At 68.2% G+C, this 25502-nt stretch carries 29 protein-coding genes and 2 pseudogenes; 16 read left to right on the top strand and 15 right to left on the bottom strand.

Annotated features, from left to right (window positions below; all coding sequences use genetic code 11):
• The first annotated feature begins 20 nt into the window (after positions 1 to 20).
• The 4 genes from FLL47_RS33040 (at position 21) to FLL47_RS33025 (ending at position 3542) form a co-directional block, all read left to right on the top strand.
• Positions 21 to 1508 carry an FAD-dependent oxidoreductase gene (locus FLL47_RS33040; protein WP_144126568.1) on the top strand — a complete coding sequence of 496 codons (1488 nt, stop codon included), beginning with the start codon at positions 21 to 23 and terminating at the stop codon, positions 1506 to 1508.
• A 173-nt stretch (positions 1509 to 1681) separates the two neighbouring features.
• Positions 1682 to 2521 carry a hypothetical protein gene (locus FLL47_RS33035; RefSeq protein ID WP_144126567.1) on the top strand — a complete coding sequence of 280 codons (840 nt, stop codon included), beginning with the start codon at positions 1682 to 1684 and terminating at the stop codon, positions 2519 to 2521.
• The gene (locus tag FLL47_RS33030; protein WP_144126566.1) at positions 2518 to 2961 is read left to right on the top strand and encodes a phage holin family protein; all 444 of its coding nucleotides are present in this window, start codon (positions 2518 to 2520) and stop codon (positions 2959 to 2961) included. Before FLL47_RS33035 ends, FLL47_RS33030 begins: the two co-directional genes overlap by 4 nt.
• The gene (locus FLL47_RS33025; RefSeq protein WP_144126565.1) at positions 2958 to 3542 is read left to right on the top strand and encodes a DUF3618 domain-containing protein; all 585 of its coding nucleotides are present in this window, start codon (positions 2958 to 2960) and stop codon (positions 3540 to 3542) included. The genes FLL47_RS33030 and FLL47_RS33025 overlap by 4 nt, the downstream gene beginning before the upstream one ends.
• A 230-nt stretch (positions 3543 to 3772) precedes the next feature.
• On the opposite strand, the gene FLL47_RS33020 is transcribed toward FLL47_RS33025, so the two are convergent.
• Complete coding sequence (locus FLL47_RS33020) at positions 3773 to 4360, bottom strand: hemerythrin domain-containing protein (RefSeq protein WP_144126564.1); 588 nt, start codon at positions 4358 to 4360, stop codon at positions 3773 to 3775.
• A gap of 161 nt (positions 4361 to 4521) precedes the next feature.
• On the opposite strand from FLL47_RS33020, the gene FLL47_RS33015 reads away from it, so the two are divergent.
• Positions 4522 to 4794, top strand: coding sequence for a hypothetical protein (locus FLL47_RS33015; RefSeq protein WP_144126563.1), 273 nt, complete (start codon positions 4522 to 4524; stop codon positions 4792 to 4794).
• A gap of 148 nt (positions 4795 to 4942) precedes the next feature.
• Here the strand turns inward: FLL47_RS33015 and FLL47_RS43250 are convergent, their stop codons facing one another.
• Both FLL47_RS43250 and FLL47_RS43245 read right to left on the bottom strand, forming a co-directional pair.
• Positions 4943 to 5257 carry a DUF3040 domain-containing protein gene (locus FLL47_RS43250; protein WP_281286765.1) on the bottom strand — a complete coding sequence of 105 codons (315 nt, stop codon included), beginning with the start codon at positions 5255 to 5257 and terminating at the stop codon, positions 4943 to 4945.
• 113 nt (positions 5258 to 5370) lie between these two features.
• The gene (locus FLL47_RS43245; protein WP_186316050.1) at positions 5371 to 5655 is read right to left on the bottom strand and encodes a hypothetical protein; all 285 of its coding nucleotides are present in this window, start codon (positions 5653 to 5655) and stop codon (positions 5371 to 5373) included.
• 220 nt (positions 5656 to 5875) lie between these two features.
• Between FLL47_RS43245 and FLL47_RS33005 the strand changes: the two genes are divergently transcribed.
• On the top strand, positions 5876 to 6346 hold the full coding sequence (locus FLL47_RS33005; protein ID WP_144126562.1) for a DUF4383 domain-containing protein: 471 nt from the start codon (positions 5876 to 5878) through the stop codon (positions 6344 to 6346).
• Between the two features lie 63 nt (positions 6347 to 6409).
• On the opposite strand, the gene FLL47_RS33000 is transcribed toward FLL47_RS33005, so the two are convergent.
• From FLL47_RS33000 to FLL47_RS32975, 7 genes and pseudogenes are all read right to left on the bottom strand, one after another.
• Positions 6410 to 6751: an STAS domain-containing protein gene (locus tag FLL47_RS33000; protein ID WP_144126561.1), complete on the bottom strand. Its 342-nt coding sequence runs from the start codon at positions 6749 to 6751 to the stop codon at positions 6410 to 6412.
• 58 nt (positions 6752 to 6809) lie between these two features.
• The gene (locus FLL47_RS32995; protein WP_144126560.1) at positions 6810 to 7154 is read right to left on the bottom strand and encodes a MerR family transcriptional regulator; all 345 of its coding nucleotides are present in this window, start codon (positions 7152 to 7154) and stop codon (positions 6810 to 6812) included.
• A 193-nt stretch (positions 7155 to 7347) separates the two neighbouring features.
• On the bottom strand, positions 7348 to 7728 hold the full coding sequence (locus FLL47_RS32990) for an Hsp20/alpha crystallin family protein (protein WP_342780381.1): 381 nt from the start codon (positions 7726 to 7728) through the stop codon (positions 7348 to 7350).
• A 287-nt stretch (positions 7729 to 8015) separates the two neighbouring features.
• Positions 8016 to 8288, bottom strand: a complete 273-nt coding sequence (locus FLL47_RS43730; RefSeq protein ID WP_222106307.1) for an ATP-binding cassette domain-containing protein — start codon at positions 8286 to 8288, stop codon at positions 8016 to 8018.
• A 172-nt stretch (positions 8289 to 8460) separates the two neighbouring features.
• A pseudogene (locus tag FLL47_RS44365) lies at positions 8461 to 8667 on the bottom strand (IS630 family transposase); the annotation flags it as partial.
• A 342-nt stretch (positions 8668 to 9009) separates the two neighbouring features.
• Positions 9010 to 9360: pseudogene (locus tag FLL47_RS44835) on the bottom strand (fibronectin type III domain-containing protein); the annotation flags it as partial.
• A gap of 1028 nt (positions 9361 to 10388) precedes the next feature.
• On the bottom strand, positions 10389 to 12554 hold the full coding sequence (locus tag FLL47_RS32975; RefSeq protein ID WP_144126692.1) for an acyltransferase family protein: 2166 nt from the start codon (positions 12552 to 12554) through the stop codon (positions 10389 to 10391).
• Positions 12555 to 12883: 329 nt separating this feature from the next.
• Between FLL47_RS32975 and FLL47_RS32970 the strand changes: the two genes are divergently transcribed.
• Both FLL47_RS32970 and FLL47_RS32965 read left to right on the top strand, forming a co-directional pair.
• The gene (locus tag FLL47_RS32970) at positions 12884 to 13540 is read left to right on the top strand and encodes a Type 1 glutamine amidotransferase-like domain-containing protein (protein WP_144126557.1); all 657 of its coding nucleotides are present in this window, start codon (positions 12884 to 12886) and stop codon (positions 13538 to 13540) included.
• Positions 13541 to 13756: 216 nt separating this feature from the next.
• On the top strand, positions 13757 to 14341 hold the full coding sequence (locus FLL47_RS32965) for a hypothetical protein (RefSeq protein WP_144126556.1): 585 nt from the start codon (positions 13757 to 13759) through the stop codon (positions 14339 to 14341).
• A 241-nt stretch (positions 14342 to 14582) separates the two neighbouring features.
• Here FLL47_RS32965 and FLL47_RS32960 read toward each other — a convergent pair whose 3' ends face one another.
• Positions 14583 to 14921 (bottom strand): RNA polymerase-binding protein RbpA, encoded by a 339-nt coding sequence (locus FLL47_RS32960; protein WP_144126555.1) that lies wholly within the window; start codon positions 14919 to 14921, stop codon positions 14583 to 14585.
• Positions 14922 to 15127: 206 nt separating this feature from the next.
• On the opposite strand from FLL47_RS32960, the gene FLL47_RS32955 reads away from it, so the two are divergent.
• Both FLL47_RS32955 and FLL47_RS32950 read left to right on the top strand, forming a co-directional pair.
• Positions 15128 to 15445: a Rieske 2Fe-2S domain-containing protein gene (locus FLL47_RS32955; RefSeq protein WP_246158971.1), complete on the top strand. Its 318-nt coding sequence runs from the start codon at positions 15128 to 15130 to the stop codon at positions 15443 to 15445.
• 224 nt (positions 15446 to 15669) lie between these two features.
• Entirely contained in the window at positions 15670 to 15915 is a 246-nt protein-coding gene (locus FLL47_RS32950) for a hypothetical protein (RefSeq protein WP_144126553.1), read from the top strand.
• A gap of 99 nt (positions 15916 to 16014) precedes the next feature.
• On the opposite strand, the gene FLL47_RS44355 is transcribed toward FLL47_RS32950, so the two are convergent.
• Positions 16015 to 16185: a hypothetical protein gene (locus tag FLL47_RS44355; protein WP_246159006.1), complete on the bottom strand. Its 171-nt coding sequence runs from the start codon at positions 16183 to 16185 to the stop codon at positions 16015 to 16017.
• On the opposite strand from FLL47_RS44355, the gene FLL47_RS32945 reads away from it, so the two are divergent.
• A complete protein-coding gene (locus FLL47_RS32945; protein ID WP_246159000.1) occupies positions 16144 to 16656 on the top strand; it encodes a class I SAM-dependent methyltransferase in 513 nt (170 codons plus the stop codon). The genes FLL47_RS44355 and FLL47_RS32945 overlap by 42 nt on opposite strands.
• A 1144-nt stretch (positions 16657 to 17800) precedes the next feature.
• Here the strand turns inward: FLL47_RS32945 and FLL47_RS32940 are convergent.
• Positions 17801 to 18280: an SPW repeat protein gene (locus tag FLL47_RS32940; protein ID WP_144126551.1), complete on the bottom strand. Its 480-nt coding sequence runs from the start codon at positions 18278 to 18280 to the stop codon at positions 17801 to 17803.
• Positions 18281 to 18687: 407 nt separating this feature from the next.
• On the opposite strand from FLL47_RS32940, the gene FLL47_RS32935 reads away from it, so the two are divergent.
• On the top strand, positions 18688 to 19158 hold the full coding sequence (locus tag FLL47_RS32935; RefSeq protein WP_144126550.1) for an SRPBCC family protein: 471 nt from the start codon (positions 18688 to 18690) through the stop codon (positions 19156 to 19158).
• Positions 19159 to 19438: 280 nt separating this feature from the next.
• Here FLL47_RS32935 and FLL47_RS32930 read toward each other — a convergent pair whose 3' ends face one another.
• The gene (locus FLL47_RS32930; protein WP_144126549.1) at positions 19439 to 19690 is read right to left on the bottom strand and encodes a hypothetical protein; all 252 of its coding nucleotides are present in this window, start codon (positions 19688 to 19690) and stop codon (positions 19439 to 19441) included.
• Between the two features lie 463 nt (positions 19691 to 20153).
• On the opposite strand from FLL47_RS32930, the gene FLL47_RS32925 reads away from it, so the two are divergent.
• The 4 genes from FLL47_RS32925 (at position 20154) to FLL47_RS32910 (ending at position 24539) form a co-directional block, all read left to right on the top strand.
• The gene (locus FLL47_RS32925; RefSeq protein ID WP_342780380.1) at positions 20154 to 20642 is read left to right on the top strand and encodes an Hsp20/alpha crystallin family protein; all 489 of its coding nucleotides are present in this window, start codon (positions 20154 to 20156) and stop codon (positions 20640 to 20642) included.
• Positions 20643 to 20717: 75 nt separating this feature from the next.
• Positions 20718 to 21062 (top strand): helix-turn-helix domain-containing protein, encoded by a 345-nt coding sequence (locus FLL47_RS32920; RefSeq protein ID WP_144126548.1) that lies wholly within the window; start codon positions 20718 to 20720, stop codon positions 21060 to 21062.
• A 538-nt stretch (positions 21063 to 21600) separates the two neighbouring features.
• Positions 21601 to 22164, top strand: coding sequence for a hemerythrin domain-containing protein (locus FLL47_RS32915; protein ID WP_144126547.1), 564 nt, complete (start codon positions 21601 to 21603; stop codon positions 22162 to 22164).
• Positions 22161 to 24539, top strand: coding sequence for a catalase (locus FLL47_RS32910; protein WP_246158964.1), 2379 nt, complete (start codon positions 22161 to 22163; stop codon positions 24537 to 24539). Before FLL47_RS32915 ends, FLL47_RS32910 begins: the two co-directional genes overlap by 4 nt.
• Here FLL47_RS32910 and FLL47_RS32905 read toward each other — a convergent pair.
• Positions 24506 to 24958: a phage holin family protein gene (locus FLL47_RS32905; protein WP_144126546.1), complete on the bottom strand. Its 453-nt coding sequence runs from the start codon at positions 24956 to 24958 to the stop codon at positions 24506 to 24508. The genes FLL47_RS32910 and FLL47_RS32905 overlap by 34 nt on opposite strands.
• Between the last annotated feature and the right edge of the window lie 544 nt (positions 24959 to 25502).

Here is a 25502-nt window from a genome sequence, read left to right as displayed (position 1 = left end):
TTACCCAGGAAAGGGCTGGGATGACGGTGGACGATCATGTCTCGTTCTGGATGCAGTCCACGCCACGCACCGCTTATCCGGTCGCCAGCCTGGTCGAAGCGGACGTGGCGGTCGTGGGCGGCGGCATCGCCGGCCTGTGCACGGCCTGGAGCCTCGCCCGCCGAGGCCGGCGGGTGGTGGTCCTGGAGGCCGGCCGGCTCGCCGAGGCGTCGACCGGCAACACCACCGCGAAGGTCACGGCCTTGCACGGCGCCGTCTACGCCGAGCTGGGTGCTGACAACGCCGCGCGATACGGGCAGTCGCAGCTGGCCGCTCTGGCGGCCCTGCGCGTCGTGGCCGACGTCGTGGGCGCCGACTGCGACTGGGAGGAGCGCGACGCCTACACCTATGCCGTCACCGAGGACGGTGCGGCCAGACTGCGCAAGGAGGCCGCCGCGGCGGCCGAGGCCGGGTTGCCGGCGCAGTTCGTGACCGACACCCCGCTGCCGTATCCCATCGCCGGGGCGGTTCGGGTCAGCGGCCAGGCCCAGTTCCATCCCCGCCGGTTCCTGCTGGCCGTGGCCGCCGACCTGGAGCGCCTGGGCGGGCGGATCTTCGAACACAGCCGGGTCACCGAGATCGCCGACGGCCAGGTCACCCTGGAGTCGGGTCTCGTGCTGCGGGCCCCTGACGTGGTGATCGCGACCGGCTATCCGGCGTTCGACCGGCCGGAACTGTTCACGCGGCTGGTCCCGAAGCGCGAACTCGTCATCGCCGCGCCCATAGCAGACGATGCCGACCCGCACGGCATGTTCCTGGGGGTCGACGACGACCGGTCGGTGCGCACCGCTCCCCTGCCGGGCGGCGGACGGCTGCTCATCGTCACCGGGGAGACCTACTCCCCCGGCGAGGACGGGGTTGACGGGCGCTTCGCCGCTCTGCGGGGCTGGGCGCAGCAACGTTTCGGCGTCGCCGAGGCGACGTACCGCTGGTCGGCGCAGGACTACACGACCAGCGACCTGCTGCCGTTCGTCGGCCGGTTCCCCGGGCACGAACACGTGTGGGTGGCCACCGGCTTCCGCGGCTGGGGCATGACCAACTCGATGGCTGCGGCGACCCTGCTGACCAGCCGTATCGTCGACGAGGCCACTCCCGAATGGGCCGGGTTGTACGACCCGCACCGGCTGCACCCGATCGCCGAGGCAGCCCAGCTGGTGAAGGCGGCGGCCACCGTCGCCAAGAACCTGGTCGGTGCGCGGATCAGCAGGCCCGACCGGACCGTCGACGACCTCGCACCCGGTCAGGGCGGGATCGTGCGCGCCGACGGCAAGCGGTGCGCGGCCTACCGCGACGAGGCCGGCCAGGTGCACGCCGTCGAGGCGACCTGCACCCACCTCGGCTGCATAGTCGGGTTCAACGAAGCCGAGCGCACCTGGGAGTGTCCCTGCCACGGCTCGCGGTTCGACGTCGACGGCGCGGTGCTGCAAGGCCCCGCCCTCAAACCGTTGCCGCCGGCAGACCTGCACTGAAACCGGCAGCGGGCACCGCCCGCCTGAGCTGCTCATTTGTTGGCGATCTGCTTGAGCGAACGTGTTTCACCCGGCTGTCAAGGGGAACGGCCACCTTGCGGGAGTTACCTGCGGTCCCAGCGGACACCATTACGGCGTGACGTCGCGGCTCCCGCGCAGGTGGAGGGGGAGACATGAGCGAGCAGTATGAGCCACGGCCCGCGACCGGCATCGGCTCTGGCGAGACGGACGACATCGACGTCACCCGGCCGCGCCACGAGCAGGACCGCCTCGCCGAGACGCCCGGCACGTTCGTCGGTGAGCGTGGTCCGCAGAGCGAGTCCGTCGCCGGCGCGCCCGCGACCGCCGGCGTCGCGGCGGAGCCGGTCGACATCGACATGCCCACGCAGCCGGGCGCTGCACCGAGCGGGATCGGGCCGGATGAGCAGGCCGGCGGCGGACAGCAGACATCGGCCTCGGAGGCGGCCAAGACCGCGGCCGAGCAGGTGAAGCACGTCGCGCAGGAGACCGGCTCGCAGGTTCGCGGTCTGGTCGACACCGCGACACAGGAGTTGCGCGATCAGGCGGGCACGCAGCAGCAGCGGATCGCCGGGGGCCTGCACACGATCGCCGACGACTTGTCGGCGATGTGCCAGGGCAGCGGATCCGACCGGATGGCCGGGCAGCTGATGCAGCAGGTCTCTGCGGGAGCCCACCGCACAGCCGACTGGCTGGAGCACCGTGAGCCCGGCCGGGTGCTGGACGAGGTGCGCGACTATGCGCGCCGGCACCCCGGCACCTTCCTGCTGGGTGCCCTCGCGGCGGGCCTGGTGGTGGGTCGGCTGACCCGCAACATGGCCTCGGCCCAGCGCAGTGACGCGCAGGGGGCGGGCCGGGCGTCGTCCACGCCGGCACAGTCCCGGCCGCTGGCGGAGCCGGGCATGAGTGCTCGTCCCGCCCGGGTGACACCCGACGAGCTGGCCTACACCGGGGCCGGCGGCCGCTACGAGCAGGAGAGCGAGGTGTCCCGATGAGGACCGAGCCGCTGCGCGGCGACCTGAGCACGGGTGCCGCCGGCTCATCGCAGCAGTCGATCGGCGAGCTGCTCGGCGAGATCAGCACGGACCTGTCGACGTTGATGCGGCAGGAACTGGACCTGGCCAAGGCCGAACTGAGGGCCGAGACCGCCAAGGCGGGCAAGGCGGCCGGGATGCTGGCCGCCGCCGGACTGGCAGTCCACCTGGTGTTGCTGTTCCTGTCGCTGGCGCTGTGGCGGCTGCTGTCCGCGGCGATGGACCCCGGCTGGGCGGCGGTGCTCGTCGCCGTACTGTGGGGCGTCGTCGGCGCGGTGCTGTTCACGGTCGGGCGCTCCCGTCTGCGGGAGTTGCAGCCGATGACGCAGACCGCGGAGACGGTCAAGCAGGTGCCCTCGGCGCTGCGAGGACACACCGACGCGGGGAGGAACACACCATGAGTACCGACACCGAGCAGATCCGCCGCGACATTGAACGCACCCGCGAGGAGCTGCGCTACGACGTCGACGCGCTCACCGACCGGGTCAGCCCGGCGCGGGTGGTCGGGCGGCGGGTGGACCGGGTACGCGACGCGGCGCACTCGGTACGCGAGAAGATCATGGGAACGGTGCAGCATCCGGTCGACTCCGGCAGCGGGGCCATGTCGACCCTGGCCGACAAGGCGTCCTCGGCCGCGGGAACGGTCGGCGACGCGGCCGGCGCAGCCCAGCAGCGGGTGCTGACCAGCACTCAGGGCAGCCCGCTGGCGGCCGGCCTGATCGCTTTCGGCGTAGGCGTGCTCGTCTCGGCGCTGCTTCCGGCGACCGAGCCCGAGCAGCAGCTCGCCACACAGGTCAAGGAGAAGGTGGCCGAGCACTCCGAGGAGCTGCGGCAGCAGGCCACGGAGGTGGCCGGGGAGGTCAAGGAGCACCTGCGCGAGCCGGTGCAGCAGGCCGTCGAATCCGTCAGCTCGACCGTGGGCGAGGCCACGTCGACGGTACGCGAGGAGGCCACACCGACCCGCGGGCCGACGACCGGATAGCACCGCCAGGGCGGCCTGCCGGCGAGACATCGGCGCTCACGGGCGTCGGTCGACCGACCGGCAGGCCGTCCGCTGTGCTCAGTGGAGCCGTGGCAGGCAATGCGTGATCGAGGACCGGCTTGAACAGGTCGCCGTGCGCAGCGAGGCGCTGAGGCATGGTGCGGCGGTGGCCCGCACCGCCGGCTGGTCACGGCTTACTGAGCTGAGGGTCGCGGCGCGGCCCGCGGCCGTCATTCGCCGACCGTCTTGAGCGCCTCCCGCAGCTCGTCCTTGGTCATCTGGGAGCGGCCCGGCAGATCCCGCTCGGCCGCCTGCTTGAGCAGCTCGGCTTTCGTCTGCTCACCGCTGCCCTGCCCGGTGTCGGGATCGACCTGTTGCGGCGACGGGCCGTTCTCCAGTTCCTGCCCGCGGCGGGCCAGGAACGACTCGGCCAACTGCTCCAGCCGTTCCCCGTCGACGGAGTCACGTAGCGCGGGCAGGGTGGTCGACTCCTCCTCTGCCACATGCTCGTTGACCGCGTCGATGAGCCGGGCCAGTACCTCGCCGAACTCGGCGGACTCCGGGTCCATGGTTTTCAGCTGGGCCACCAGCTCGTCGGCCTGCGCGTGCTCCTCGCGTGCGTGGTCGACCTCGTCCTGCTCACCGGCTTTGGCGATGGCCGGGTACACCTCGGCTTCCTCGGCCCGGCTGTGCGCGGTGAGCATCGCGGCCATCTGCTGGAACAGCAGCTCCCTGTCCGCGCTGCCGCTCTGCAGCCGCTCGAACAGCTCCTCGAGCGCCCGATGGTCCTGCTCGATCAAGGTGATGACGTCGGTCATGGCGGTTTCCTCCGGCTCTACGCTGCTCACCTGTCGCGGGAACTCGTACCCGACGGCAGCCGCGCACAATCCCGCCCGATCGGCTTTTTACCGCCTTGACCTGCAGAAACGATGGGCCTCTCGGCCGTTTGCGCGCCGTCGGGCACGGGTAGGTCGCGGGCATGACACAGAGCAGGGATGTGGTTCTCGCCAGCGGTCCGTTCGACGGCTCCCGGCTCGACGGCGTGGAAGGGCCGCTGCTGGAGATGGAGGCCGACGGCCTCATCCACCGGTACGTGGCGACGACGACCACCCGCCGGGTCGCCGAGGACGAACTCACGGTCTACCAGTTCGACGGGACGATCTCGCCGGACGGCGGCATGGCCGGGGTCGAGAACCCCGAAAACCGGGTCGCCTCACCCCTGGCCGACGAGCTGCGAGCAGAGAAATCCTGAGCAGGCCTGGACTGCCGGCCGCCGGACGACAGGTGCGGGCCCCGTTCCGTCGGCAGACTGAACGCCAGCTCGACCGGTCGGCCGACCTCCAGGCAGTCGTCGCTCAGGAGCAGCGCCGCGGGTCCCCGGCACCCTGCCGACCGCAGGCTTATGACTGGCCGTGCTCGTCCGGCGGGCCGGACGCCGATCGGCTCTGCAAGCCGAGCTTCATGAACGCGCTGGCGGCAAGCATGAACAGCATCAGGATCGCCGCGTATTCGATTCCCGCGACGAATGCGACGACGACCGATGTCGCCACCGCGGCCAGCGCCGCCAGTGCCCACCAGAGGACGGGCCGCCGGCTGGCCGCGTCGCCGGGCGGGTGTCCGGGACCGTCCATGGACGTCGCGAAGGCCGGGTCGTCCCGCGCCAGCTGCTGCTCGATCTCGTGCAAACGCCGACGCTCGTTCGGAGTGAGCGGCACGACCACCTCCTGCAATGCCAGGGCGCACCAAGATCTGAACGGCGCTCCCGGTTGAAGGTGACCGCGGTCGGCCAGGGATGGACAGGGTGGCCCTCTCCGGTCGGCAGCCGAGGTCACCGGGGCCGGGCGGTGGAGTCCTGAGGCAGCCCGCCCTTGTGGTACAGGCGCAGGAGTCCGCCCCTGCCGAGCGTGGAGACACCCAGTACGCCCTGGCCCTTCAGGAGCTGCCGCATTTCCGCGACGCTCAGTTCCTCGGCGTCGTCTGGAAAGGCGACGGTGTCCGGCCGCTCGGTCCCTCCTGCGGTGGCGCCCGAAGGCTTGTCGTCGCGGTTGCGCGCCACGGCCGTCTCCTCCCGTTCGTAGACCACAGCGACGCCTGGATCGGGAGTTTCCCTCATGGCCTTCGATCAAACCTAGGGTCCTCAGGCACAGGGTCGGCGTACCCACCGCGAAGGACGAGCGGTGCCGGTCCCGGGCTCCCCAGGACGGCCCACCCCAAGGCGAGCTCCCGGAACCGCCACAACCGCACTGAGCAGCTAGAACAAGTTTTTTCACCCCGCCGGCGGGTACTTGCGCCCCTGATCGGCCGCTGACCGGCCGCAGACAAAGGAGAAGATCATGACCAGCCGATACGAGTCGACCACCCGGGCAGCCGCCCGCGCGCCGGTGCGCGTGGCCGCTGCGACAGTCGGCGCGATCTTCCTGCTGGTGGGCATCCTCGGGTTCATCCCGGGCATTACCACCAACTACGACACCATGCAGGCCGCCGGGCACCACTCGCAGGCGATGCTGTTCGGGATCTTCCAGGTCTCGGTGCTTCACAACATCGTCCACCTGCTGTTCGGTGTGGCCGGCCTGGCGATGTCGCGTACCGTGTCGGCCGCCCGTTCCTATCTGATCGGCGGCGGCGTGGTCTATGCGCTGCTGTGGCTCTACGGGCTGATCGTCGATCAGACGAGCACAGCCAACTTCGTGCCCGTCAACAATGCGGACAACTGGCTGCACCTCCTGCTCGCCGCGGGCATGATCGCGGTCGGCGTGCTGCTGACCCGGCGTCCAGCCGGTGCAGTCGCCCGGCCACGGGTCTGACGGATCGGGCGCCTGTCGGTCGGTTCGCCGGGCGACGCGAAGACGGAAGCACACGGGTGCACTTCAACGGCAAGTCGCGGCCCCGTCGCCAACTGCACCGGCCTGCGGATACCAGCCGGCGACGATGGACAGCACCTGCTCGACGATGCTGTCAGCACCGGTGAACGAAAGCGCCGAGCCGGAGCGGCGGGCATGTTCGGCGGCGTCCATCAGCATGACGGCACCGCGGCCGTCCAGGAAGGTCAGGCCCGCCAGGTCCACCACAAGATGGTTGGCCGACGCCGCCAATGCTGCCCGCAGGCAGCGCCGCAGTTGTGCGTGTACTGCAAGATCGATTTCCCCGGTGAGGCGAAGGTTCAGGTCCCCGGCCAGGTCAGCGGTGGTACACACAGCGAGCTGTCGCATAGGATTTCACCTCCGGTGCAACGGGCCGCGCTCCCACAAACCGACTCCGGTAACGGACTCAGGAGCCGTCTTCCGGGTGGTCCAGTCGGCGGCGCAGGATTTCGATCATTGCCTGGGCGGCGGCGAGCTGGTACTCGAGCTGGACTACGCGTACGGCGGCGTCCAGGCGCATTCCGTCGTCGACAAGGTGCCGCGCCCGGTCGGCCAGCTGGAGGTCGTCACGGCTGTAGCGGCGGTGCCCGCCACCGGAGCGATGTGCCTCGAACAGGCCGGCAGACTCCACCGACCGCAGGAACCCCGGGGTGACCCCCAGCGCTTCAGCGGCAGTGCCCATCGTGAAGCCGGGAAAATCCGGCTCCTTGATCGCGGACAGCGCGGTGGGCACATTACGCGTGTCAACCATGGTCCCTCCCTCACGGTCTCCCACCCCAGTGGCGGTCGCGCGGGATACCCGGTCTCGCCACTGGAGCGACGCTTTGCACTATCTCTGCCGCATCACCCCCGTCCGTGTGCGACTGTTGTCAGGAACGGGCTCCGGTCAGCTGCGGCCGGCCCTTTGCCTCGGACCTGCCCTCAACGATTTTGCTGGTCCCGATCTACTTGGCCCCACGCCCGATCTCGATCTTGCGGCGCATGGCCTGCTCGACCACCGGAATCGTCAGTGTCAGCACGCCCGCGCTGTAGTCGGCACTGATTGCCTCGACGTCCACGTCGTCACCCAGGACCAGCTGACGGCTGTAGCTGCCCGACGGCCGCTCCGAAATCAGGTAGGTGGCATCGGGGTCGTGACGGCGGCGCTCGCCGCGCACGGTCAGCGTGTTGTTCTCAGCCGACACATCGAGGGAGTCCGGCTCCATGCCGGGCATGTCGAAGCGCACCAGGAACGTGTCCCCGGACCGCAGGCAGTCCATCGGCATCAGCGCCGGCGTGCTCGCCGCGCCGAACACCTCACCCGCGAGCCGGTCGATGTCACGCAACGGATCCCAACGCATAAGCATCGAAGTTCACCCCTCGCCTACTTGCTCTGCTTCGGCCCGGCTCATCGGGCCTGTTACCGCGCCGGTCGGACGAGGACCTCGTTTATCTACTGCCGGTGTCGAGCTCTCCTGGACCAACCGACACATTTATTCTATATCCGGCATGGCAGTTTTCAACCCCCAGTCGACATAGAGTCACTGCACCGGCGCCATATGGTCCGGCCGGTGCAGCCGCATCCGGCGCTGGTTGAGCAGTTCATGGCGCCAGGTCTGCTCGACGCGGTTCGTCACGGTCGCGGGCGACTGCGGTTCAGGTCCTGCGGGGAACCAAGTACAACTGCGACCCACCGCCCCGCGGTCGAGCTCCAGCTACGGGGAACCCGTATGTCACGTGGACAAGCCGGCATGTCGAGGTCGCGCACCAGCGTGGCGGGCGGCAGGGACTGCAGGATGCGGCCGTGGTCCATGATGGCGACCCGGTCGCACAGTGACTCGGCCTCGTCGAGGTGGTACGTGGTCAGCACGACCGTGCGGCCCAGCGCGCTGATGTCGCGCAGCACGTCCCACAGGTCACGGCGGGCCTGCGGGTCCAGACCCGAGGTGGGCTCTTCGAGGAAGACCGGGTCGGGTCCGTGCGAGGGCGCAGGCGATGGACAGCCGCTGCTGCTGGCCGCCGGAGAGCTGTTCGTTTCAACTCACATATGCCCTAGGTCGTCAGGGTGCGACCTCACGGCTCGTGACGCCGGCACGCAGGTAGTCGTGGGTGCGGCGTTCGGGCACGCCGGGCTGCATGGGCAGGACCGGCTGGGAGCGGTCCAGGGCCTGGATCTGGGACTTCTCATCGACGCACAGGACCAGGGCCCGCTCGGGCGGGTCCAGGTACAGGCCCACGACGTCACGGACCTTGTCCACGAACAGCGGATCGGTGGACAGCTGAAACAGGCCGTAGTGGCTGTGTTCCTTCACCGTGGCCGCGACGGCGTTCTTCTTGTCGCACTTGGCGGTGATCTCGCTGTCGTTGTCCGGTGAGACGAGCAGGACGCGGACCTGGTCCTTGGGCTGCGGAACGTCCCTGACCGTGTATCCGGCAGCCGGCGTGACCCGCACGACGGACGGTTGCCTGTTCGAGCACGTGACCCGGATCGTTCCGCCGAGCGCGGGGACGTCGCTTCCCGGCAGCACGACCGGGGGCGACGGCGAGGGTTGCGGGGACAAAGGCGCGCTGGGCGATGCGGGCGGGGCGGACGCCAGCGAGCTGGCGGTGATCACCGTGACCGCACTGCTCGCCGCTGACTGCTGACCTGCCGCGTTGTACGCCACGATCACGAAGATGTAGCGGGTGCCCGGCGTCAGGCCCGTGACCGTCGCCCCCGAGGACCTGGTCCAGCCGGCGTCGGCGCCGTCCTGCACGATGCGGTAGTACGCCACGCCTCCGGTCCTGCCATCTGCCGGAGCTGACCAGCTCAGCATCACGCTGTCCCGGGTGGCGGCCAGGACGGTCAGGTCTCGAGGCGCGGACGGCGGGCGCGACGCCGGCCCGGCCGACACCGACACCGGCGGCGGCTGATCCGTGGTCGCCGGCGGTGGCTGCGCAGCCGACGGCACCACGGTCGGCAGGGCGCTGGGCTGCATTGCCGAGCCCTCCACGACCACCGCCGTGGACGGAGTCGGCGTGCCGGCCATCGCGGAAGGCGTATCGGAGGCGCGATAGGTCAGCGCGAACACGACCGCCGCAGCCACCACGATCGCTGCCGCCACGACCCACGCCCGGCGTTTCGTGCTCGGTACAAGGGGATCTTCGGCGACCGGGACAATGGTGTCGACGCTGGGCCGGACCGCGATCTCCGCAGTCGGCGGGGATTCGGCGGCGCGCTCGTCGCCCAGCGCCGGGTGAACTGCCACCAGAGTGCCGGCGATGTCCGCGTAGCCGGGCACCGCATCAGCGGCGGCACGCGCGGCCAGCCACTGGGCTGTGACCAGTTCCAGATGGATCTTCTGAGTGCGTGGACCGCTGAAGGTCACGACCGTCGGCAGGACGATCTTGTGCCAGGCGGCTTCGGGCAGCTCGGACCCCTGCTGGATGCCGGTCCACAGCTGTGCGAACTCGTCCCGGCCGACCTCGACCCCGTCGACCCTGCTGTCGTCATGAGGTGTGTCGAAGGCGTCCATCAACGCCTGGTGCACCTCAAGACCGCCGCGGCCGTTCACGACCTCGTGCAGCGTGCTCCCGAGCGTCATGATCAGCGTGCGGGCGTTATGCGCCTTGGCCAGCCATCGCTGAGCCACGTCGCCTCCCCGTCATCCGTCGCAGTCGCGGCAGTATGCCCGGCGGCCGTTGCCCGAAACCTTTTCCTTGCGCACTCCGCCACCGGTTCGATCAAGGTCGGTGGCGGCTCGTACGGAGCAGCGCCCAGGCGTTCGCGCATGGGACGCGTCGATGGCAACGAACTTTGCCTGCAGCCCGCATTCGCGATCTTCGGTTCCGGCCTTGGCGACCAGCTCGGGGCTGGTGATGAGCGCCGGCCCGACCGGCCAGGGCCGCAGACGCCGGGTCACCCGCCGGAGTCCCGCCCTGTACGCCTTCGAGGGACCTCCGAGCGTCGGCTTTCCGCAGGCCCAAGTAGTCCTCACCCACGTGCTTACACCGTTCGGACGACCCTTTACTCGAGGATTCCGGCCACTGCGGCGTCGAGCCGCGGGGCGAGAGTGCGAGCGTATGTCGCTGTCATGTGGTTGCTGTCGCGATACACGATCACCCGGCCGATGACGGGGGCGCAGCGGTCGGTGGGGCAGATGGCGTCGTTGAGATCGACCAGGTGCACGTTGCTCATCGCCGCTGCCGCTTCCACCTGGACGGGTCCGACGGCGGGCTGCGCTGTCGCGCGCGCGAAGGCGCATCTGGTGAGTTCGGTGAGGTGAGCCGAGATGCATTCGGCGATGTTGGTCCCCGGGTCGGGCGTGTCGTGTAGCACGACCACGGGGACGCCGACGGCCGTGATGGCTTGCCAGCTCGCACGCAGGCCGGCGATCATGGCCCGGTCGCCTTCCGGTACGGGCAGCCGGGTAGTGCCGCGGACGATCCGGTAGTCGGAGTTGGTGGTGACTACCAGATCCGGATGACCGTCGCCGGTCAGCGCGCCCAACACATTGTGGTTCCATTCGGCGCAGCTCGGATAGGGGCGCCCGTTGGTGCGCGACAGTACCTGCACCTCGGCCATAGGGCAGGACGACTTGGTGTAGGTGACCAGACGCCAATTGCGCTTCGCCGCGACGGCCTGCAGCGTCGGCACCCACTGGGCCGCATGGGAGTCCCCGACCAGCGCCACGGTGAACGTTGACGTCGGCTCGCCGTAGATGCATGAGGTCGCCTCGGGTTCGCGTTCCCTCTGGTGGCATCCCTTGCTGTACACGTCGGGATAATCAGCGCGCACCGAGACCGGATCGGGGATCATCGAGGGCACGCGGTCGACGGGGGCGCCACGCGGATCATCTCGGGGGTGTTCGGACAGGACCTCGGCTCCGCGCGGAGCCGTGTCGGCTTGCTCAGCCCAGCCTGCCTGGTTCGCTGACGTGCCGGTCGGCCATGTGACGACCTGGTGCAGCGCCAGCGCGCAGACGGCGGGGATCACCGTGCACAGCGCCCCCAGCCGAAGCGCCCGCGCCGGGATGCGTTCGAGCACGGCCGAGAACCGGAGCGGGTTTTCCACGTAGCGGTGTGTCAGCCAGGCGGGCAGCGCGGACAGCGCCACCACCGCCAGCAGCCATGCGGTCGACAGCTCACCGAACCGGGATTCGGCGACGACGAGCAGCGGCCAGTGCCACAGGTACAGCGAGTACGACAGCGCACCCACCGCGCGTAATGGGGGGTTGTCGAGAACGGCCGCCGGCCCGATCCGGCCGGCGGCCGCACCGGCGGCGAGCACGGCCGCCGTGCCGAGGGTGGGCAGCAGGGCGGCGTACCCGGGAAACGGGGTCGACCCTCGCAGGAGGAACGCGGACGCGATGACCATGGCCAGTCCGGCCCAGCCCGACGCCGCCGCCACCACCCGCGGCATCCGGCCCAGGCGGCCGACGATCATCGCGATGCCACCGCCCAGGGCCAGTTCCCACATCCGGGTGGTGGTGATGAAGTATGCCCGTTCGGGATCGGTACCGGCCAGGTACACCGACCACGCGAACGAGGGTATGGCGACCAGTGCCAGACCGAACAGTAGCGGTCGTTCGATGTCGTGTGTACTTCCTGCGCGCAGCCGGCGCACGGATCGTGCGATGAGCAGCAGAAGCAGCGGCCAGACGAGGTAGAACTGCTCCTCGACCGACAGCGACCAGAAGTGCTGGACCATGCTCGGCGCTGTGTCGGCGGCCAGATAGTCGACCGCCCGCTCCGACAGGCGCCAGTTGACCAGGTACAGCCCACTGCTGATCACGTCCCAACCCGTGTCCGACCAGCGGATCTTGGGCAGCAGGAACACCGTCAGTAGCAGCACGGCCATGAGCACCACCCCGGCGCCGGGCAGCAGCCGTTTTGCCCGTCTGGCGTAGAAGCGCAGCAGCGACACCTTTCCGGTCCGCTTCAACTCCGAGGTGATCAACCCGGTGATGAGGAATCCGGAGACGACGAAGAACACGTCCACGCCGACGAACCCGCCCGGGACGAAGGCCACTCCGGCGTGAAAGAGCAGCACCAGCACGACGGCGACCGCCCGCAGTCCTTCGACGTCTCCGCGAAAGCCGCACCGGCTGGTGGAGTCGAAATGGTCGTCCGGCTGTGCCGTGACCGCCGCCGGAGGCGGTCGGCTTTGTCGCTCCTGCCGACTGTGGGCCAGGCGCCCGGGCAGAGCAGGCCAGGGCCTAGCCGACCACCGATGCCTACCTGGATTTCGCCAGGCGGTCACGACGGAAACCCAGCTGCTAGTCGCCACTTCACGGCGTCATCGACCACGACCTGATTCTGGCCTGATCCAGGAGGTAAACGCCGACTCTCACGTTCGCCACGCCAGACGGGCCGTGCCGGCTGCCCGCCTGACGCGCAGGGCGATCACGCTCAGCAATCTGAGGGACCCTCCGAAGAGAAGACCCTAACTACGATGAGTCCCGGCTCGGTCCCTGGTCTTCAGGCACATCCACCCCTTCCGCACGCGAACTCGGAGGCACCTTGAAGCTCTTGCTGACGTCAGGTGGCGTCACGAACGCCAGCATCCACTCGGCGCTCGTGCAGCTTCTTGGCAAGCCGATCGGCGACGCCGATGCCCTCTGTATTCCCACAGCGCAGTACGGGCATCCCATGTGCACTCCCGCCTCGGCCTGGCGTTTCATCGCCGGCCGAAGCTCATCACCCATGTGCGACCTGGGCTGGAAGTCGCTGGGCGTGCTGGAACTCACCGCGCTGCCCACCATCGGCGCGGAGCGGTGGGTCGCCTGGATCCGGGAGGCCGACGTGCTCCTGGTCGACGGCGGCGACGCGACGTATCTGTGTCATTGGATGCGAGAGTCCGGGCTGGCTGATCTACTGCCTTCGCTGCCGGACATGGTCTGGGTGGGCGTGAGTGCGGGAAGCATGGTGATGACGCCACGGATCGGGGCGGAGTTCGTCGAGTGGCCGTCCGCGCCGGATGACCGCACACTGGGAGTCGTCGACTTCTCGATCTTCCCGCACCTGAACGCTTTTCCAGAGAACACCCTGGCTGACGCGGAGCGGTGGGCCGCTGACCTCGGTGTCCCGGCCTATGCCATCGACGAACAGACGGCCATCAAGGTCGTCAACGGCTCCATCGAGGTGGTCTCCGAAGGGCAATGGACGAAGTTGGGGTGATGCCCCGGGCTGCCATCCGGATCTGCCGCGAAGCGCGCGACCCTAGTTGCACGACTTGTCACCGTACGTGAGCGGATCGCTGGGGTGACGACCAGGCTGAGACCGGCGTCCGGGGTGGCGCCGAAACTCGCGAACATCGAGACCCGTTAGATCTCGCTGGCGCTCAAACTCGGCGACATCTGGCGCCGTAAGTGGATTCTGGCGCACTCTTCGTGAATGATCTTGTCGCTGTTTCGCGATACCTTCCAAACTGGCCGTTGGGCAGCCTGGCCGGAAACGAGACACCGGATCATCGCCAGCGTAACTATCATCGCGACCGTGCCATCCTTTCGCTGCCGTACGTGCGGTACTACGATCACCGGCGGACTCGCCGTGTACCCCGGCCCATTGATCCGCCCGTCACAGCCCGATGAGCGAAGCATCCCAAGGCGGTCGACAATGCCGGTTGGCTGGTATGCGGTGGATCCCGAGCATTTCGGCGCACCTTTTGTGCCTTCGCCCGACCCGGACGCGTACCTTCACGCCATGCCCGGCTACAGCATGGTCATCGAGGGGGTGGACATGGTGTCAGCTGGTCCTCGTGACACGTTTGTCATCCACCCCGCTGATGCGCCGTCCCTCCAGCGCAACCCTGATCCCGACCGCCAGGCGGTGGGATGCTGCGGGCGTCCTGGAACTCGGGGCAACAACCTCATCTGTCCGTGCGGTCAAGAGGTCGCGACTGTGATGGACGAGTGCTACGGAGCCTACGAACTGCACCTTGACCCCACGTTCGTTTCAGTGTCGACGGAAACCCTGTGACGTCGAGAGTTCCGTTCGTCACCACCGGCGCTCCTGCCATTAAGCACGCCGGCGGAGAGCGGTCCGCCGCACCCGCAAGATCATTCACGCAGATTGCGCCAGAACCCGTAAGTGGCGAGCAACACCAACGGGCTACACGGCGATCCCCGAGCAGACGGTGGCGCTGTCGGCGAGCAGGGCTGGCCGAGATCTTGTTCTGTGGGCTGGACACCGACACCTGCGTGCGGGGCCCGGTCGGCGGTCAGCGACCGCGCTTGGCGCGTACCGCAGCCAGCCGCTCGTCCAGAAGCTCATCGAGCTCCTCGACGGTGCGGCGCTCCAGCAGCATGTCCCAATGGGTCCGCGGCGGTTTGGCCTTCTTCTGCTCCGGCTCTGTACCGTCCCTCAACCGAGCGACACTGCCGTCGAACCTGCACTCCCAGGTCCAGGGGACCTCCACGTCCAGCGCAAACATCACGTCGAACGTGTGGCCGTGAGGACACTGAAACGTGCTGACCCTGCGCGGCGCGAGCTCAATATTGCGATCCAGCTCGTAGCTGACCGCTCCAAGCCGGCTCCCCCGCAACACACGTTCGCCCATATCAGCTCCTCACGAGAACAACACCAGGCCAGAAGCTGTCCACCTCGTACGGCAGCTGCGGGTCTATCCATCCACCGGACGTCCTCGGTTTCCCCGAGATGGGTAACCACTACCCAACCGCCCGCAGCCCACTCGCGATAGGCAGGTCCAAGACCAACCAGCTGTATGACCCGCATCGGTTACCCCGCTCACCGAGGCCGCGGATTGTGGCGAAAGCCACGGTCGATGTGGCGAAGAACTTTGTGGGCGAGCGGCTGACCAAGCCGGACGTCAATGTCGACCAACTGGGGCCGGGGCAGGGCGCGGTGGTGATGATCGAGGGCAAGCGGTGCGCGGCATATCGCGACGATGACGCCACGGTGCACGCCGTGGAGGCGACCTGTACCCATCTTGGCTGCATCGTCGGGTTCAACGACGCGGAACGGACATGGGAGTGCCGCTGTCATGGCTCGCGCTTCGACATCGACGGCGCAGTTCTGCAAGGGCCCGTGCTTAGACCCCTGCCAGGTGTCGCCGCGTCGTAATCCCTCTCGCCTACAACGACAGGCAACGGCGTCGCGTGCCGCTGGACGCGGGCATCGATGGTGGCTTCCTCCGTGGCCAGCGTGTCGGCGGGTTCGCTGCTGCACACCCCGCTCCTGTGTCGGGTCGTGTCCAGCGGACGGGTCTATAGGTACTGTCGGCTGAGTCGTGTGCTGGTTCCCCGATTTCCGTCCGCATACCAGGCGTTGGGCTGCAGGCTGAACACATGGACAAGATCACCGCGAAGTTCGTCCACGGTGACGCAGAGTTCATCCGGGAGATCGAGGTCGACTCCGCCGATAACCCGCCGGACACGTACTCGTTGTCGCTGCCCGGCGAGCATGCGACCGTACAAGAGTCTGAGGTCGAACCGCCCTGGGAGGCCGTCTACGTACGCGAGCCTAACCCGGAAAGACAGCCACAGTGGATCTACCGCTACCGCGGTGTCGTGAACTTCGACGAACCGTTGTGAGGCGCACTGATGCCAGATCCGGTGAGCGCCGAATCGCCCACACACCCCCAAACATTAGCCTACCGTCCGAAGTGAGACGGTTGGGGCGGAGCTTCGATGTCAGACCGACACGTCCAAGACCTGCAACACCCGAGGTTCGCGCGGTTCTATACCGCTATCAGCACCCACGCCGAGGCCCACGGCGGCGCCGCTCACCGGGCCCGGCTTCTGGCTGGCCTCACCGGCACGGTGATCGAGATCGGTGCCGGCAACGGGCTCAACTTCGCTCACTACCCGACTACAGTTACCCGCGTGCTGGCCGTAGAACCCGACAGCACTCTGCGCAGGCACGCACACCAGGCCGCGCAGCGGGCACCGGTGCCGGTGGAGGTCATTGCAGGGCACGCTGACGCCCTGCCTGGACCTGACGCCGCTTTCGACGCGGCCGTGACGTCGCTGGTGCTGTGCACCGTGCCCGATCCCGCCCACGCGCTGGCTGAGATCGGCCGCGTGGTGCGCCCCTCCGGGCAGCTCCGCTTCTACGAGCACGTCCGCTCCGACAAGCCTGCGCTGGCCAGGCTCCAGGACCTGATCGCCCCGGTGTGGGCGCGGCTGGCCGCAGGTTGCCGACCCAACCACGACACCGCTGCCGTCATCGCCGCCAGCGGGTTCGCCATCGTGAGCTGTGAGCGGTTTGGATTCAGCCCGTGCCGGTTCGTGCCCCGTTTTGCCCACATCATCGGCACGGCCTACCGCCCGTGACCCAGCCGTCATAGCCGCGGGCGACCGCAGACATGCGGCCGTCCGGGCGATGCCTCACGCGGATTAGGCGGCCCGCCGCTGTCCCCGCCATGTGCCGTGGCCTGAGCAGACCGGCGGTGCAGGCAGGTCACGAAAGCGGACGAACGGCTCTGCGCTGTCGCAGCGTCTGGCGCTGAAGTGGGCCACCGGCCCAGTGACGGTGATCCCGGCAGCGTCGACCTCGATTACGATCTCCGGTGCGCTGGCGGCCGTGGCCCGAGTGAAGACCACACGACCTCCATGCCGTGGTCGGCGTAGCGGACGATACGGGCCTCAGTGTCATCGTGGTGCTGATGAGACAACTACTCCTCCTCCCAGGAGGCCCTCCGATGACCTGTCGGGCGCTGTCGCCAACACATCTGCGCGCCACGCTCCATCTGGAGCGCTGACCTCAAGGGCCGCGTGCCGGCCGTGCCGGCTAGCCGCAAGCGGCGGCGATGGCACTCTTGAGCAGGCGGTGCTCGATGGTCTCGCCGTTGAGCGGACATTGGCGTTACGCGCTGCCGTGCGCAAAGAAGCGCAGGCCGAGCGGGACACCTTGGCGTGTAGCGCACCCGCACAGGCCGAGCAGGTCAATTGGACTCGCGGCCTGACCCGACGCACGTCGTGCCAGGACAGGCCGTGCCCGAGGTCAGCCAGCGTGGCATGGAGTGATCTGCCCAGACCGAATGCAACGAACGGCATATCTACGGCGAGCTGCTGTTCACCACCTCGGCGCGGAGGCTGCCCGAGCATGTGCGCGCCGGTCACGCGTATCTGATCGCTGAGCCCGCCGCTGGCGGCCGGGCTGACGGTGCTCATGTCGAGGTACATCTTGCCTGGTGCCAAAACCGGCGATAATCCTGTCCTGGCCGGAGGTGACCGCATCGAGGGCATTGTCGCCGATCACCATGCTGAAGACGACCTGTGCCGCAGCGGTGACCTCGCGTCGTGTGTCCGACCAGATCAGGCCACGCTCGATCAGCCCTTCTGCTTTGCCCGCGTGCGGTTGGTGCCGTAGACCTGGCGCCCGCGGCGAGCAACCAGCTGGCCATCCGGCCCCCCATCGCGCCGAGGCCGACAAACCCGATATCAGCCGTCGCCGGTTCTCTCGCACAGGCACGGTCTATAACCGACGCCCCTCGTGGAAAGGTTCGGGCGACGCCCCGAGGCCTGCCCTGCCGGCGGCCCTTCGCCTGCCTACGGACATCATCGCAAGGGTGCACGCCAGGCCCACCAGGCCGACGATGACGTTGCTGACGATGGCGCCCACGCTTGGTGCGGGTCCGCTGACAAGCCAAGGTGCGACGATCGCCCATGCGCTGATGATCGGGGCGACCCACACGATCCGGTGCGAACGTCCGTACATGGTGGCGAAGCACAATGCCAGCACCGCCAGTGCGACACCGGTGAAGACGTTGCTCGCGGTCAGGCTGGAGTGGCTGGTGAAGCCGACCACCCATGGCGAGATGGCGAGGTAGAGACCCGCGAGGAAGGTCAGACCTTCTACTACCTGTGCCGCCTTGGTTTCGGCGGCTTCCTCGTACCGCAACCGAAGCTCGGCAAGGTCAGGATGATCTTCGATGGAAGGAGTTCGAACAGTCATGGCTACCGCCCTCCGAACACGGACGTCAAACAATCTTTCCCAAAGCCCGTCTTGCCCGATTTTACGCTGGGTTCGCACCAGGAAGGGGGCCAGCCGCCAGCGAAATGCGGCCAGGAATTGTGCCGCGCCTGCCCTCGGTCGCATATGTGTTGTACCGGCCGGGTGCGAGATCCGGCCGCTGCGGCCTGTTGGCCCGTGGTGCGCCTGATGCGTGTGGTGGGCAACGGCATCAAGGCTTGGCCGGTCCGCGCACGTGGGCGGCGCTTCGTGCCGACCGGGAATGTGTAACGGATCAGGATTGGCGAGGCGCCGATTCGCGCTCTTCGCGAACCAGCAGCGGCCGTTCCAGGTTTATAAGCATATATATCGGGTATTGCCCTCGGACCGAATCTGCTAGGAGGTGTCTTATGAGCACGGTGACAGAGTCAGTTGACGTCCACGTGCCAGTCCACATGGCCTTCAACCAGTGGACCCAGGTCGAGTCCTTCCCGCACTTCATGAAGGGTGTGAAGTCGGTCCGGCAGATCGACGCCACGCACAGTCACTGGGTCGTCAACGTGGCCGGGACCGTCCGGGAGTTCGATACCGAGATCACCGAGCAGCACCCGAATGAGCGGATCGCGTGGAAGAGCACGAGCGGGAAGACCGAACACGCCGGCGTGGTCACCTTTCACCGGCTCGGCGATTCCGACACGCGGGTAACTGTCCAGTTCGACTGGGAGCCCGAAGGGTTACTGGAAAACATCGGCAGCGCTATCGGCGCCGACAGCCGCCAAGTCAAAGCCGACGCGTTGCGGTTCAAGACGTTCATCGAGGAGCGCGGCAGTGAGACCGGAGCCTGGCGAAGCGAGGTCCAGACCCCGGACAAGCGCATCTGACGCCGCACGAAGCCAATGACGCCTCACCAAGCCCGCGCGGGAGGTTCGGCGTACGAGGGAAGTTCACGCGCCCACGAGACGCGGAAGCTTTCGAAGCCCCCGAGTGGAAGCCGTATGAGCGGCGCTAGCTCTGCCCGTCTGGGCTGGGCCCCGAGGCGACTTGAGACGCGGGCGGCGGCTCGCACGCGATCGTCTGATGCCGCCATGGCGAAGCGCCGCCGGGCGGGCGGTCGTATCGCGCGGTGATGGGGGTCAGGCCCCGGCCGGGCGGCCGAACGGTTCAGCGGCAGCCAGGCAGGCTGCACCCGTCGCAGCAGCTCGCCACCCATGTGTCGCTGGTGACACCGCCGGACTGCTCGGCAAGGCGTGGCAGCTTCATCGTCTGCCGGCGCTGGCGACCCGCGGCGGCTTGGGACGCGCATAGTTCTTTCGCCGTCGACGACAGGAAAACAACTGTCGCCAAGGCCCCAAGTGCCAACGCAACGGCAGCGACCCCCAGCAGATCGACGATCGAGAACATGTTCTGACCCATGCCAGCCCCTTTTTATTGACAACCTTGCACCTATTGCCCCGCGGCGGCTGGCGAACCTCTCTTGCGCGGTGATGCCCGACACGTCGGGTATGCAGCCGGACCTCCTCGACTGACCGTCGGCCGTGGAGGTCAGTGCGTTCTGGCGCAACCGCCAGCCGCCTCACGATGGCCGGTTCGTCAATCGCCGGAATGTTGGGTGGCTGAAGCCCGTGCGGACTTCCCGCCCTCGGCGGCTGCGCGCTCGGCGATCACAATCGGCGAACAAGGCTGGCGATGCGACTGCACGCCTGACCGAGTTCCGTGTCCCATCGCCGCGCCGCGCCGCGCCGCGCCGCACGGGCAGGCCAACAACGCGCGGAGAAACTGCCCCAGTTGGGGCTTGAAATCTGCAGCAGCAGGAATAGAATTTCTGCTGGCAAGCAGACAGCCTTGCTAGAGCACTCATTTGGGAGGTGTGTTGATCATGATGCGTTTCGACCCGTTCCGCGACTTCGACCGGCTCGCCGGTGAGGTGTTCGGGACCGCCCGCACCCCAGCGCCGATGCCGATGGACTGCCTGCGCACGGGCGACACGTTCGTGGTCCGCTTCGACATGCCGGGCATCGACATCGACAGCCTCGACGTTTCGGCCGAGAACGGCACGCTTACGGTGCGCGGCGAGCGGCGACGCAACGATCCCGAGGACTCGACCTACCTGGTGTCCGAGCGGCCGGCTGGCCGGTACAGCCGGCAGCTCGTGCTGGGCGACGGACTCGATGTGGAGGCCATCCGCGCCGACTACCGCGACGGCGTTCTGGCGCTGACCATCCCGATCGCCGAGCGCGCCAAGCCGCGCCGCATTGAGATTACCCGCGGTCGAGACACCGGGCTGGAGTCGCACGAAGGACACAAGATGATCAGCGGTCAGGCGAGCGATGGCCGCCGTCCGGCTGCGGCCGGTGCCGCAACCTGATCGGATACGACCCGGCCGGGCCTGGTTGGCGGTGCTCCGCCAACCAGGGCCGGCCCGTACAGGACGAGGCCGGACATGAACGAGACCGCGCAGGCGGTGCAGCGTATCCCGGTACTCGGCGACACCGACTTTCCCGGGTATGCCATGGGCACAGCGGCACAGGCCATCGGCGTGACGCCGGCATTCCTGCGCGCCGTGGAGACCGCGGGGCTATTCGAGTCGCACCGCTCGGGCGGCGGTCATCGCCGCTACAGTCAGGATGACCTGCAGCGGGCCGACCGTGCTCGACGTCTGGTCGACGGTGGTGTTCGTCTGGACGCCGCGGTCCGCATCGTCGACCTGGAGTACCAGCTGGCCACGGCGAACGCGATGATCGAGATCCTGCAACGCCGATTGGACATCCCGCCGTCCGGCGGCTGACCGCTGCCTAATGGCCAAACCCACGCACCGCTTCTGGCTCGGCGCAGGACGTCGGAGGGGCCCGTGCGGGTCAGGGTGTGCACTCGTGTCGCCCGGTCCCGATCGCGGGTGGTGAGGCCAGACCTTGTCAGTTGACCTGACCTTGCAGGTGTTGGCCTGCTCTTATGGTGTTTCTCGTTGACTACATCGATGTAGCCAGTGTCGTCCGGATCTCTGGCGGTCCGCTTCGCCGACTACGTCGACGATGCAACGACGGTCAGGCGCATCGGTGACAGCGCCACTCGCGGCTGACGGCGCAGACTCGCGTCCGGATCACGGCAATAACTCCGGGCCGTGTCCCGGGCGGCGAGCTTCGAGGTCTGTACCGCGGGCAAGCACGCGCGCTGAGCTGCCGGGGCCCGATGTTCGTGAATAGTGCTTTGCTCTGTCTTCTTATGGGTAGCGTACTTTCAGGCATTCTGCCAGTTCTGCCATTTTTACGTAGATAGCCGATGGCCGATAGCAACGTGTGTCGGCGCGGACGAACGGAGCGCCCTGCATGACCACAGCTCAGCAAGATGTGATCGACACCCTCCTCGGCCAACATCAACAGGTGAAGATGCTGTTCGCTCAGGTCGAGTCCGCGGACGGTGACCATCGCCAGGAGCTGTTCACCGAACTGGTCGGCACGCTGGCGCTGCATGAAAGCATCGAACAGCTTCTGGTGCACCCGCTGGCCGAGCAGGAGCTACCTGACGGAGACCAGGTGGTGCCCCCTCGCCTAGCCGAGGAGGAGGACGCGAAGCAGGCACTATCGGCGCTTTACGAACTCGGCGTGAGCGCTCCCGAGTTCGAAGGCCAGCTCGCCGCTCTTCGCGACGCGGTTTCGGCCCACGCCGAGGCCGAGGAAGAGCTGGAGTTCCTGCGCCTACGCGAGGTGACCGATCCCGGCGAGCTCACCCGGATGGCCGAAGTGGTGGCAAGCGCTCAGGCTCTGCTGGCACAACACCTCCAGGCCGCCGGCGGGCAGGCGCCAAGCCCACTGGCAGGGCCACCGGACCAGGTGTTCGAACGTGTCAGGGATCTGCTGGGCAAGGCCGATGGCAGCGAGGTTCAGCGATGACCGAGCAGACGGAACCCGGCGAGGCCAAGCAGGCATCCCTGAAGCCCGCGACCCCCAAGCCGCCGGCTGCGAAGACGTCCCCGGCCCGGCGGCCCACCGCTGAAGCCGGCGCCGCGCAAGTCGCCGCCGCCAAGGCTGCTCCGTTCACCAAGGCGGTGCCAGCCAAGAAGGCGGGTTCACGCGCGGCTCCTGCCGCGGTCGCCGAGGCGCTGAGCCGGGCCGAACGGGCCGGCGCGGCCGCTGCCGCTCCCGGTGGTGACGCCAAAGTGCTGCAGCTCGATCCCCATCGCATGGACAAGGCCGGCACGGAGTTGACCACCGATCAGGGCATCGGCGTCGAGGACACCGACAACTGGCTGCGGGCCGGACCGCGCGGGCCGGCCCTGCTAGAGGACTTCCACGGCCGCGAGAAGATCATGCGCTTCGACCACGAGCGCATCCCCGAGCGGGTCGTCCACGCGCGGGGCTCCGGCGCGCACGGCTATTTCCAGCCATACGACAGCTCGCTGGCCCGGTACACCGCCGCACGGTTCCTGACTGACCCCGGGGCGCGCACGCCGGTGTTCGTGCGCTTCTCCACCGTGCAGGGCTCGCGCGGGTCCACAGACACACCGCGCGACGTACGCGGGTTCGCGGTCAAGTTCTACACCGACCAGGGCAACTTCGACCTCGTCGGCAACAACATGCCGGTGTTCTTCATCCAGGACGGCATCAAGTTCCCTGACATCATCCACGCCGTCAAACCCGAGCCGCACAACGAGATCCCCCAGGCCGCGTCAGCCCACGACACGTTCTGGGACTTCGTCACCCTGCAGCCGGAAACCATGCACCACGTCATCTGGCTGATGTCGGACCGTGCGCTGCCGCGCAGCTTCCGGACCATGCAGGGCTTCGGCGTACACACGTTCCGGCTGGTGGCCGACGACGGCACCCGCACCTTCGTCAAGTTCCACTGGACACCGGTGGCCGGCGTGCACTCCCTGGTCTGGGACGAAGCACAGAAGATCTCCGGCAAGGACCCCGACTTCAACCGCCGCGACCTGTGGGAGTCGATCGAGGCCGGCGTGTACCCGGAGTACGAACTCGGTGTACAGCTGATTGCCGAGAGCGACGAGTTCGCCTTCGACGACATCGACCTGCTGGACTCGACAAAGATCATCCCGGAGGAGGTCGTACCGGTGATCCCGGTCGGGCGGCTCGTCCTGGATCGCAACCCGGACAACTTCTTCGCCGAGACCGAGCAGGTCGCCTTCTGCGTGCAGAACATCGTGCCAGGCATCGACTTCACCGACGACCCGCTGCTGCAGGCGCGGCTGTTCTCCTACCTCGACACCCAGCTGACCCGGCTCGGCGGGCCCAACTTCGCCCAGATCCCGATCAACCGGCCGCTCGCGCCGGTACGCAACCACCAGCAGGACGGCTTCCACCAGGACGACATCCCGCTCGGCCAGGCCAACTACCATCCGAACTCGCTCGGCGGCGGCTGCCCGGTCGTCCCGGGCGCCGGCGGCGGGGCGTTCGTGCACACGCCCGAGCACGTCGACGGGATCAAGGAACGCAAACGCTCGGAGACTTTCGCCGACCACTACTCACAGGCCACGCTGTTCTGGAACAGCATGGCCGCCTGGGAGAAGCAGCACATCATCGCCGCCTACCGCTTCGAGCTCGGCAAGGTCGAGCACCTGCACATCCGCGAGCGGATGGTTGAGCACCTCAACAACATCGACCATCAGCTCGCCGTCGCAGTCGCCGCCGGTATCGGCGTCCCTGCCCCGGCAGCTGGCCGGGCCAACCACGGCCGGATGTCGCCGGCGCTGAGCCAGGCCGCCATGCCCGGCAGCACCGGAGTGCTCGGCCGAAAGGTCGCGGTACTCGTAGCCGACGGCGTCGAAGCCGGAAGTGTCCAGGCGGTGCAGGCGGGTCTGATGGATGCCGGCGCCGTGGTGGAGCTACTCGCGCCGGTCGACGGCGCGGTCACGACGTCAAGCGGTGAGGCGCTGCCGGTAACCCGGGCGATGAACACGGTAGCGTCGGTGCTCTACGACGCGGTCGTCGTCGCCGACGGCGAAGCGGCGGTCGATCTGCTCGTCAATGACGGCTATGCGGTGCACTTCGTCGCCGAGGCGTACAAGCACGCCAAAGCCCTGGGCGTGCTCGGCACAGGCGACCGGCTCGTGCAGGCTGCCCGGCTGCCCGTGTTCGAGCCGTCGGACCGCGTGGCCGGGCCGTCCAGCAAGCCCGCCGCCGGAGCGCTGGACGGGGTGGTCTTCCTGGCACCCGCGGGCGATGCCGACACCGGTTTCCTCGCCGAGCTGATCACAGCGATCGCAGCCCATCGCCATTACGACCGGCCAGTCGACGGCATCGCAGCTTGATGGCAGCGGTCCGCGGCGCCGGTCGGCGCCGCGGACCGCCCCGTCGGCCGCTGTCTCGGCGGATTTTGTTCGGTATCCGTGCTCATCACGTGTTCCGCTCCGATTCGGTGTAGCGCCCGCAGCGCCGAAGGCATCTGCTTGACCGACTCCGCCGTCTGCGGCATGGGCCGCAGCTCACGCATCCGCGAGCGTCCGGCGGCGTATAGGGCGACGGCGATCAGACCCCACAAGGCCGCGACGAGGACCGCCGCCCAGCCGGGGTCCATGGCCGCCGACAGCAGCCGCAACAGGGCGTACGACAGGAACAGCACCAACAGGAAGGCGTCCACGGCGGCGCCGCCCAACATTCCGGCCGCCTTGCCCGCTATTGAAGCCCCCTGCCGCAGCTCGGCCTTGGCCAGCTCGAGTTCCTGCCGCATCAGGGTCGACAGGCGGTGCTGATCTCGCCAAGCAGCCCACCGATTGACTGCTGCGAGCTGTTGCCGAGCCCTTCGGCGCCGCGTCGCGTAACGATTCCGTGCTCATCGGGACGCCTCGCCTTCGTGCTGGTAGCCGCCGCTGGTGTACGAAGGTCATGGGGCGTCACGCGGGCCCCTGGACCATCACCTGTAGTCCTTGTGGTCGCGCGTGTTCGTCCGGACACCGGCGCAGCGGCTGTTGGCGACCGGGACTGCACCCGGCTGTGGCCCGTCCTTGGACCTGCCTGCGGGGGGCCGAGGCGATGCTGCGGGTAAGCCGACCGGCAACGACGCCTGCGGCGAGCGCGCCGATCAGGAATGTGCCGGGGTGCCGGGGTGCCGGCGGGCGTAGCTGCTAGCTCGTCGAGCAGTTGGCCGGGCTCGTGGTGCTCCAGCCAGTCGGCGGCGCGGTGGGCGCTGTCGGAGGCCTGCTGCATCAGCTGACCGGCCGAGCGGCATGCGCAGCCCGGCGAGGACGTCCGCTCACGCGGTGCATGAGATCGGC

Source organism: Catellatospora sichuanensis (genome assembly GCF_007483665.1).
Taxonomy (GTDB): domain Bacteria; phylum Actinomycetota; class Actinomycetes; order Mycobacteriales; family Micromonosporaceae; genus Catellatospora; species Catellatospora sichuanensis.
The sequence above is the reverse complement of the archived record's forward strand: the minus strand, read 5'-3'. Positions and strand labels throughout refer to the sequence as shown.

What these genes read in the sequence shown, in the direction of transcription:
- FLL47_RS33040 (WP_144126568.1), top strand. Translation starts at nt 21, where the DNA reads ATGACGGTGGACGATCATGTCTCGTTCTGGATGCAGTCCACGCCACGC.
- FLL47_RS33035 (WP_144126567.1), top strand. Translation starts at nt 1,682, where the DNA reads ATGAGCGAGCAGTATGAGCCACGGCCCGCGACCGGCATCGGCTCTGGC.
- FLL47_RS33030 (WP_144126566.1), top strand. Translation starts at nt 2,518, where the DNA reads ATGAGGACCGAGCCGCTGCGCGGCGACCTGAGCACGGGTGCCGCCGGC.
- FLL47_RS33025 (WP_144126565.1), top strand. Translation starts at nt 2,958, where the DNA reads ATGAGTACCGACACCGAGCAGATCCGCCGCGACATTGAACGCACCCGC.
- FLL47_RS33020 (WP_144126564.1), bottom strand. Translation starts at nt 4,360, where the DNA reads ATGACCGACGTCATCACCTTGATCGAGCAGGACCATCGGGCGCTCGAG.
- FLL47_RS33015 (WP_144126563.1), top strand. Translation starts at nt 4,522, where the DNA reads ATGACACAGAGCAGGGATGTGGTTCTCGCCAGCGGTCCGTTCGACGGC.
- FLL47_RS43245 (WP_186316050.1), bottom strand. Translation starts at nt 5,655, where the DNA reads ATGAGGGAAACTCCCGATCCAGGCGTCGCTGTGGTCTACGAACGGGAG.
- FLL47_RS33005 (WP_144126562.1), top strand. Translation starts at nt 5,876, where the DNA reads ATGACCAGCCGATACGAGTCGACCACCCGGGCAGCCGCCCGCGCGCCG.
- FLL47_RS33000 (WP_144126561.1), bottom strand. Translation starts at nt 6,751, where the DNA reads ATGCGACAGCTCGCTGTGTGTACCACCGCTGACCTGGCCGGGGACCTG.
- FLL47_RS32995 (WP_144126560.1), bottom strand. Translation starts at nt 7,154, where the DNA reads ATGGTTGACACGCGTAATGTGCCCACCGCGCTGTCCGCGATCAAGGAG.
- FLL47_RS32965 (WP_144126556.1), top strand. Translation starts at nt 13,757, where the DNA reads ATGATCTTGTCGCTGTTTCGCGATACCTTCCAAACTGGCCGTTGGGCA.
- FLL47_RS32960 (WP_144126555.1), bottom strand. Translation starts at nt 14,921, where the DNA reads ATGGGCGAACGTGTGTTGCGGGGGAGCCGGCTTGGAGCGGTCAGCTAC.
- FLL47_RS32950 (WP_144126553.1), top strand. Translation starts at nt 15,670, where the DNA reads ATGGACAAGATCACCGCGAAGTTCGTCCACGGTGACGCAGAGTTCATC.
- FLL47_RS32940 (WP_144126551.1), bottom strand. Translation starts at nt 18,280, where the DNA reads ATGACTGTTCGAACTCCTTCCATCGAAGATCATCCTGACCTTGCCGAG.
- FLL47_RS32935 (WP_144126550.1), top strand. Translation starts at nt 18,688, where the DNA reads ATGAGCACGGTGACAGAGTCAGTTGACGTCCACGTGCCAGTCCACATG.
- FLL47_RS32930 (WP_144126549.1), bottom strand. Translation starts at nt 19,690, where the DNA reads ATGGGTCAGAACATGTTCTCGATCGTCGATCTGCTGGGGGTCGCTGCC.
- FLL47_RS32925 (WP_342780380.1), top strand. Translation starts at nt 20,154, where the DNA reads ATGATGCGTTTCGACCCGTTCCGCGACTTCGACCGGCTCGCCGGTGAG.
- FLL47_RS32920 (WP_144126548.1), top strand. Translation starts at nt 20,718, where the DNA reads ATGAACGAGACCGCGCAGGCGGTGCAGCGTATCCCGGTACTCGGCGAC.
- FLL47_RS32915 (WP_144126547.1), top strand. Translation starts at nt 21,601, where the DNA reads ATGACCACAGCTCAGCAAGATGTGATCGACACCCTCCTCGGCCAACAT.
- FLL47_RS32910 (WP_246158964.1), top strand. Translation starts at nt 22,161, where the DNA reads ATGACCGAGCAGACGGAACCCGGCGAGGCCAAGCAGGCATCCCTGAAG.
- FLL47_RS32905 (WP_144126546.1), bottom strand. Translation starts at nt 24,958, where the DNA reads ATGCGGCAGGAACTCGAGCTGGCCAAGGCCGAGCTGCGGCAGGGGGCT.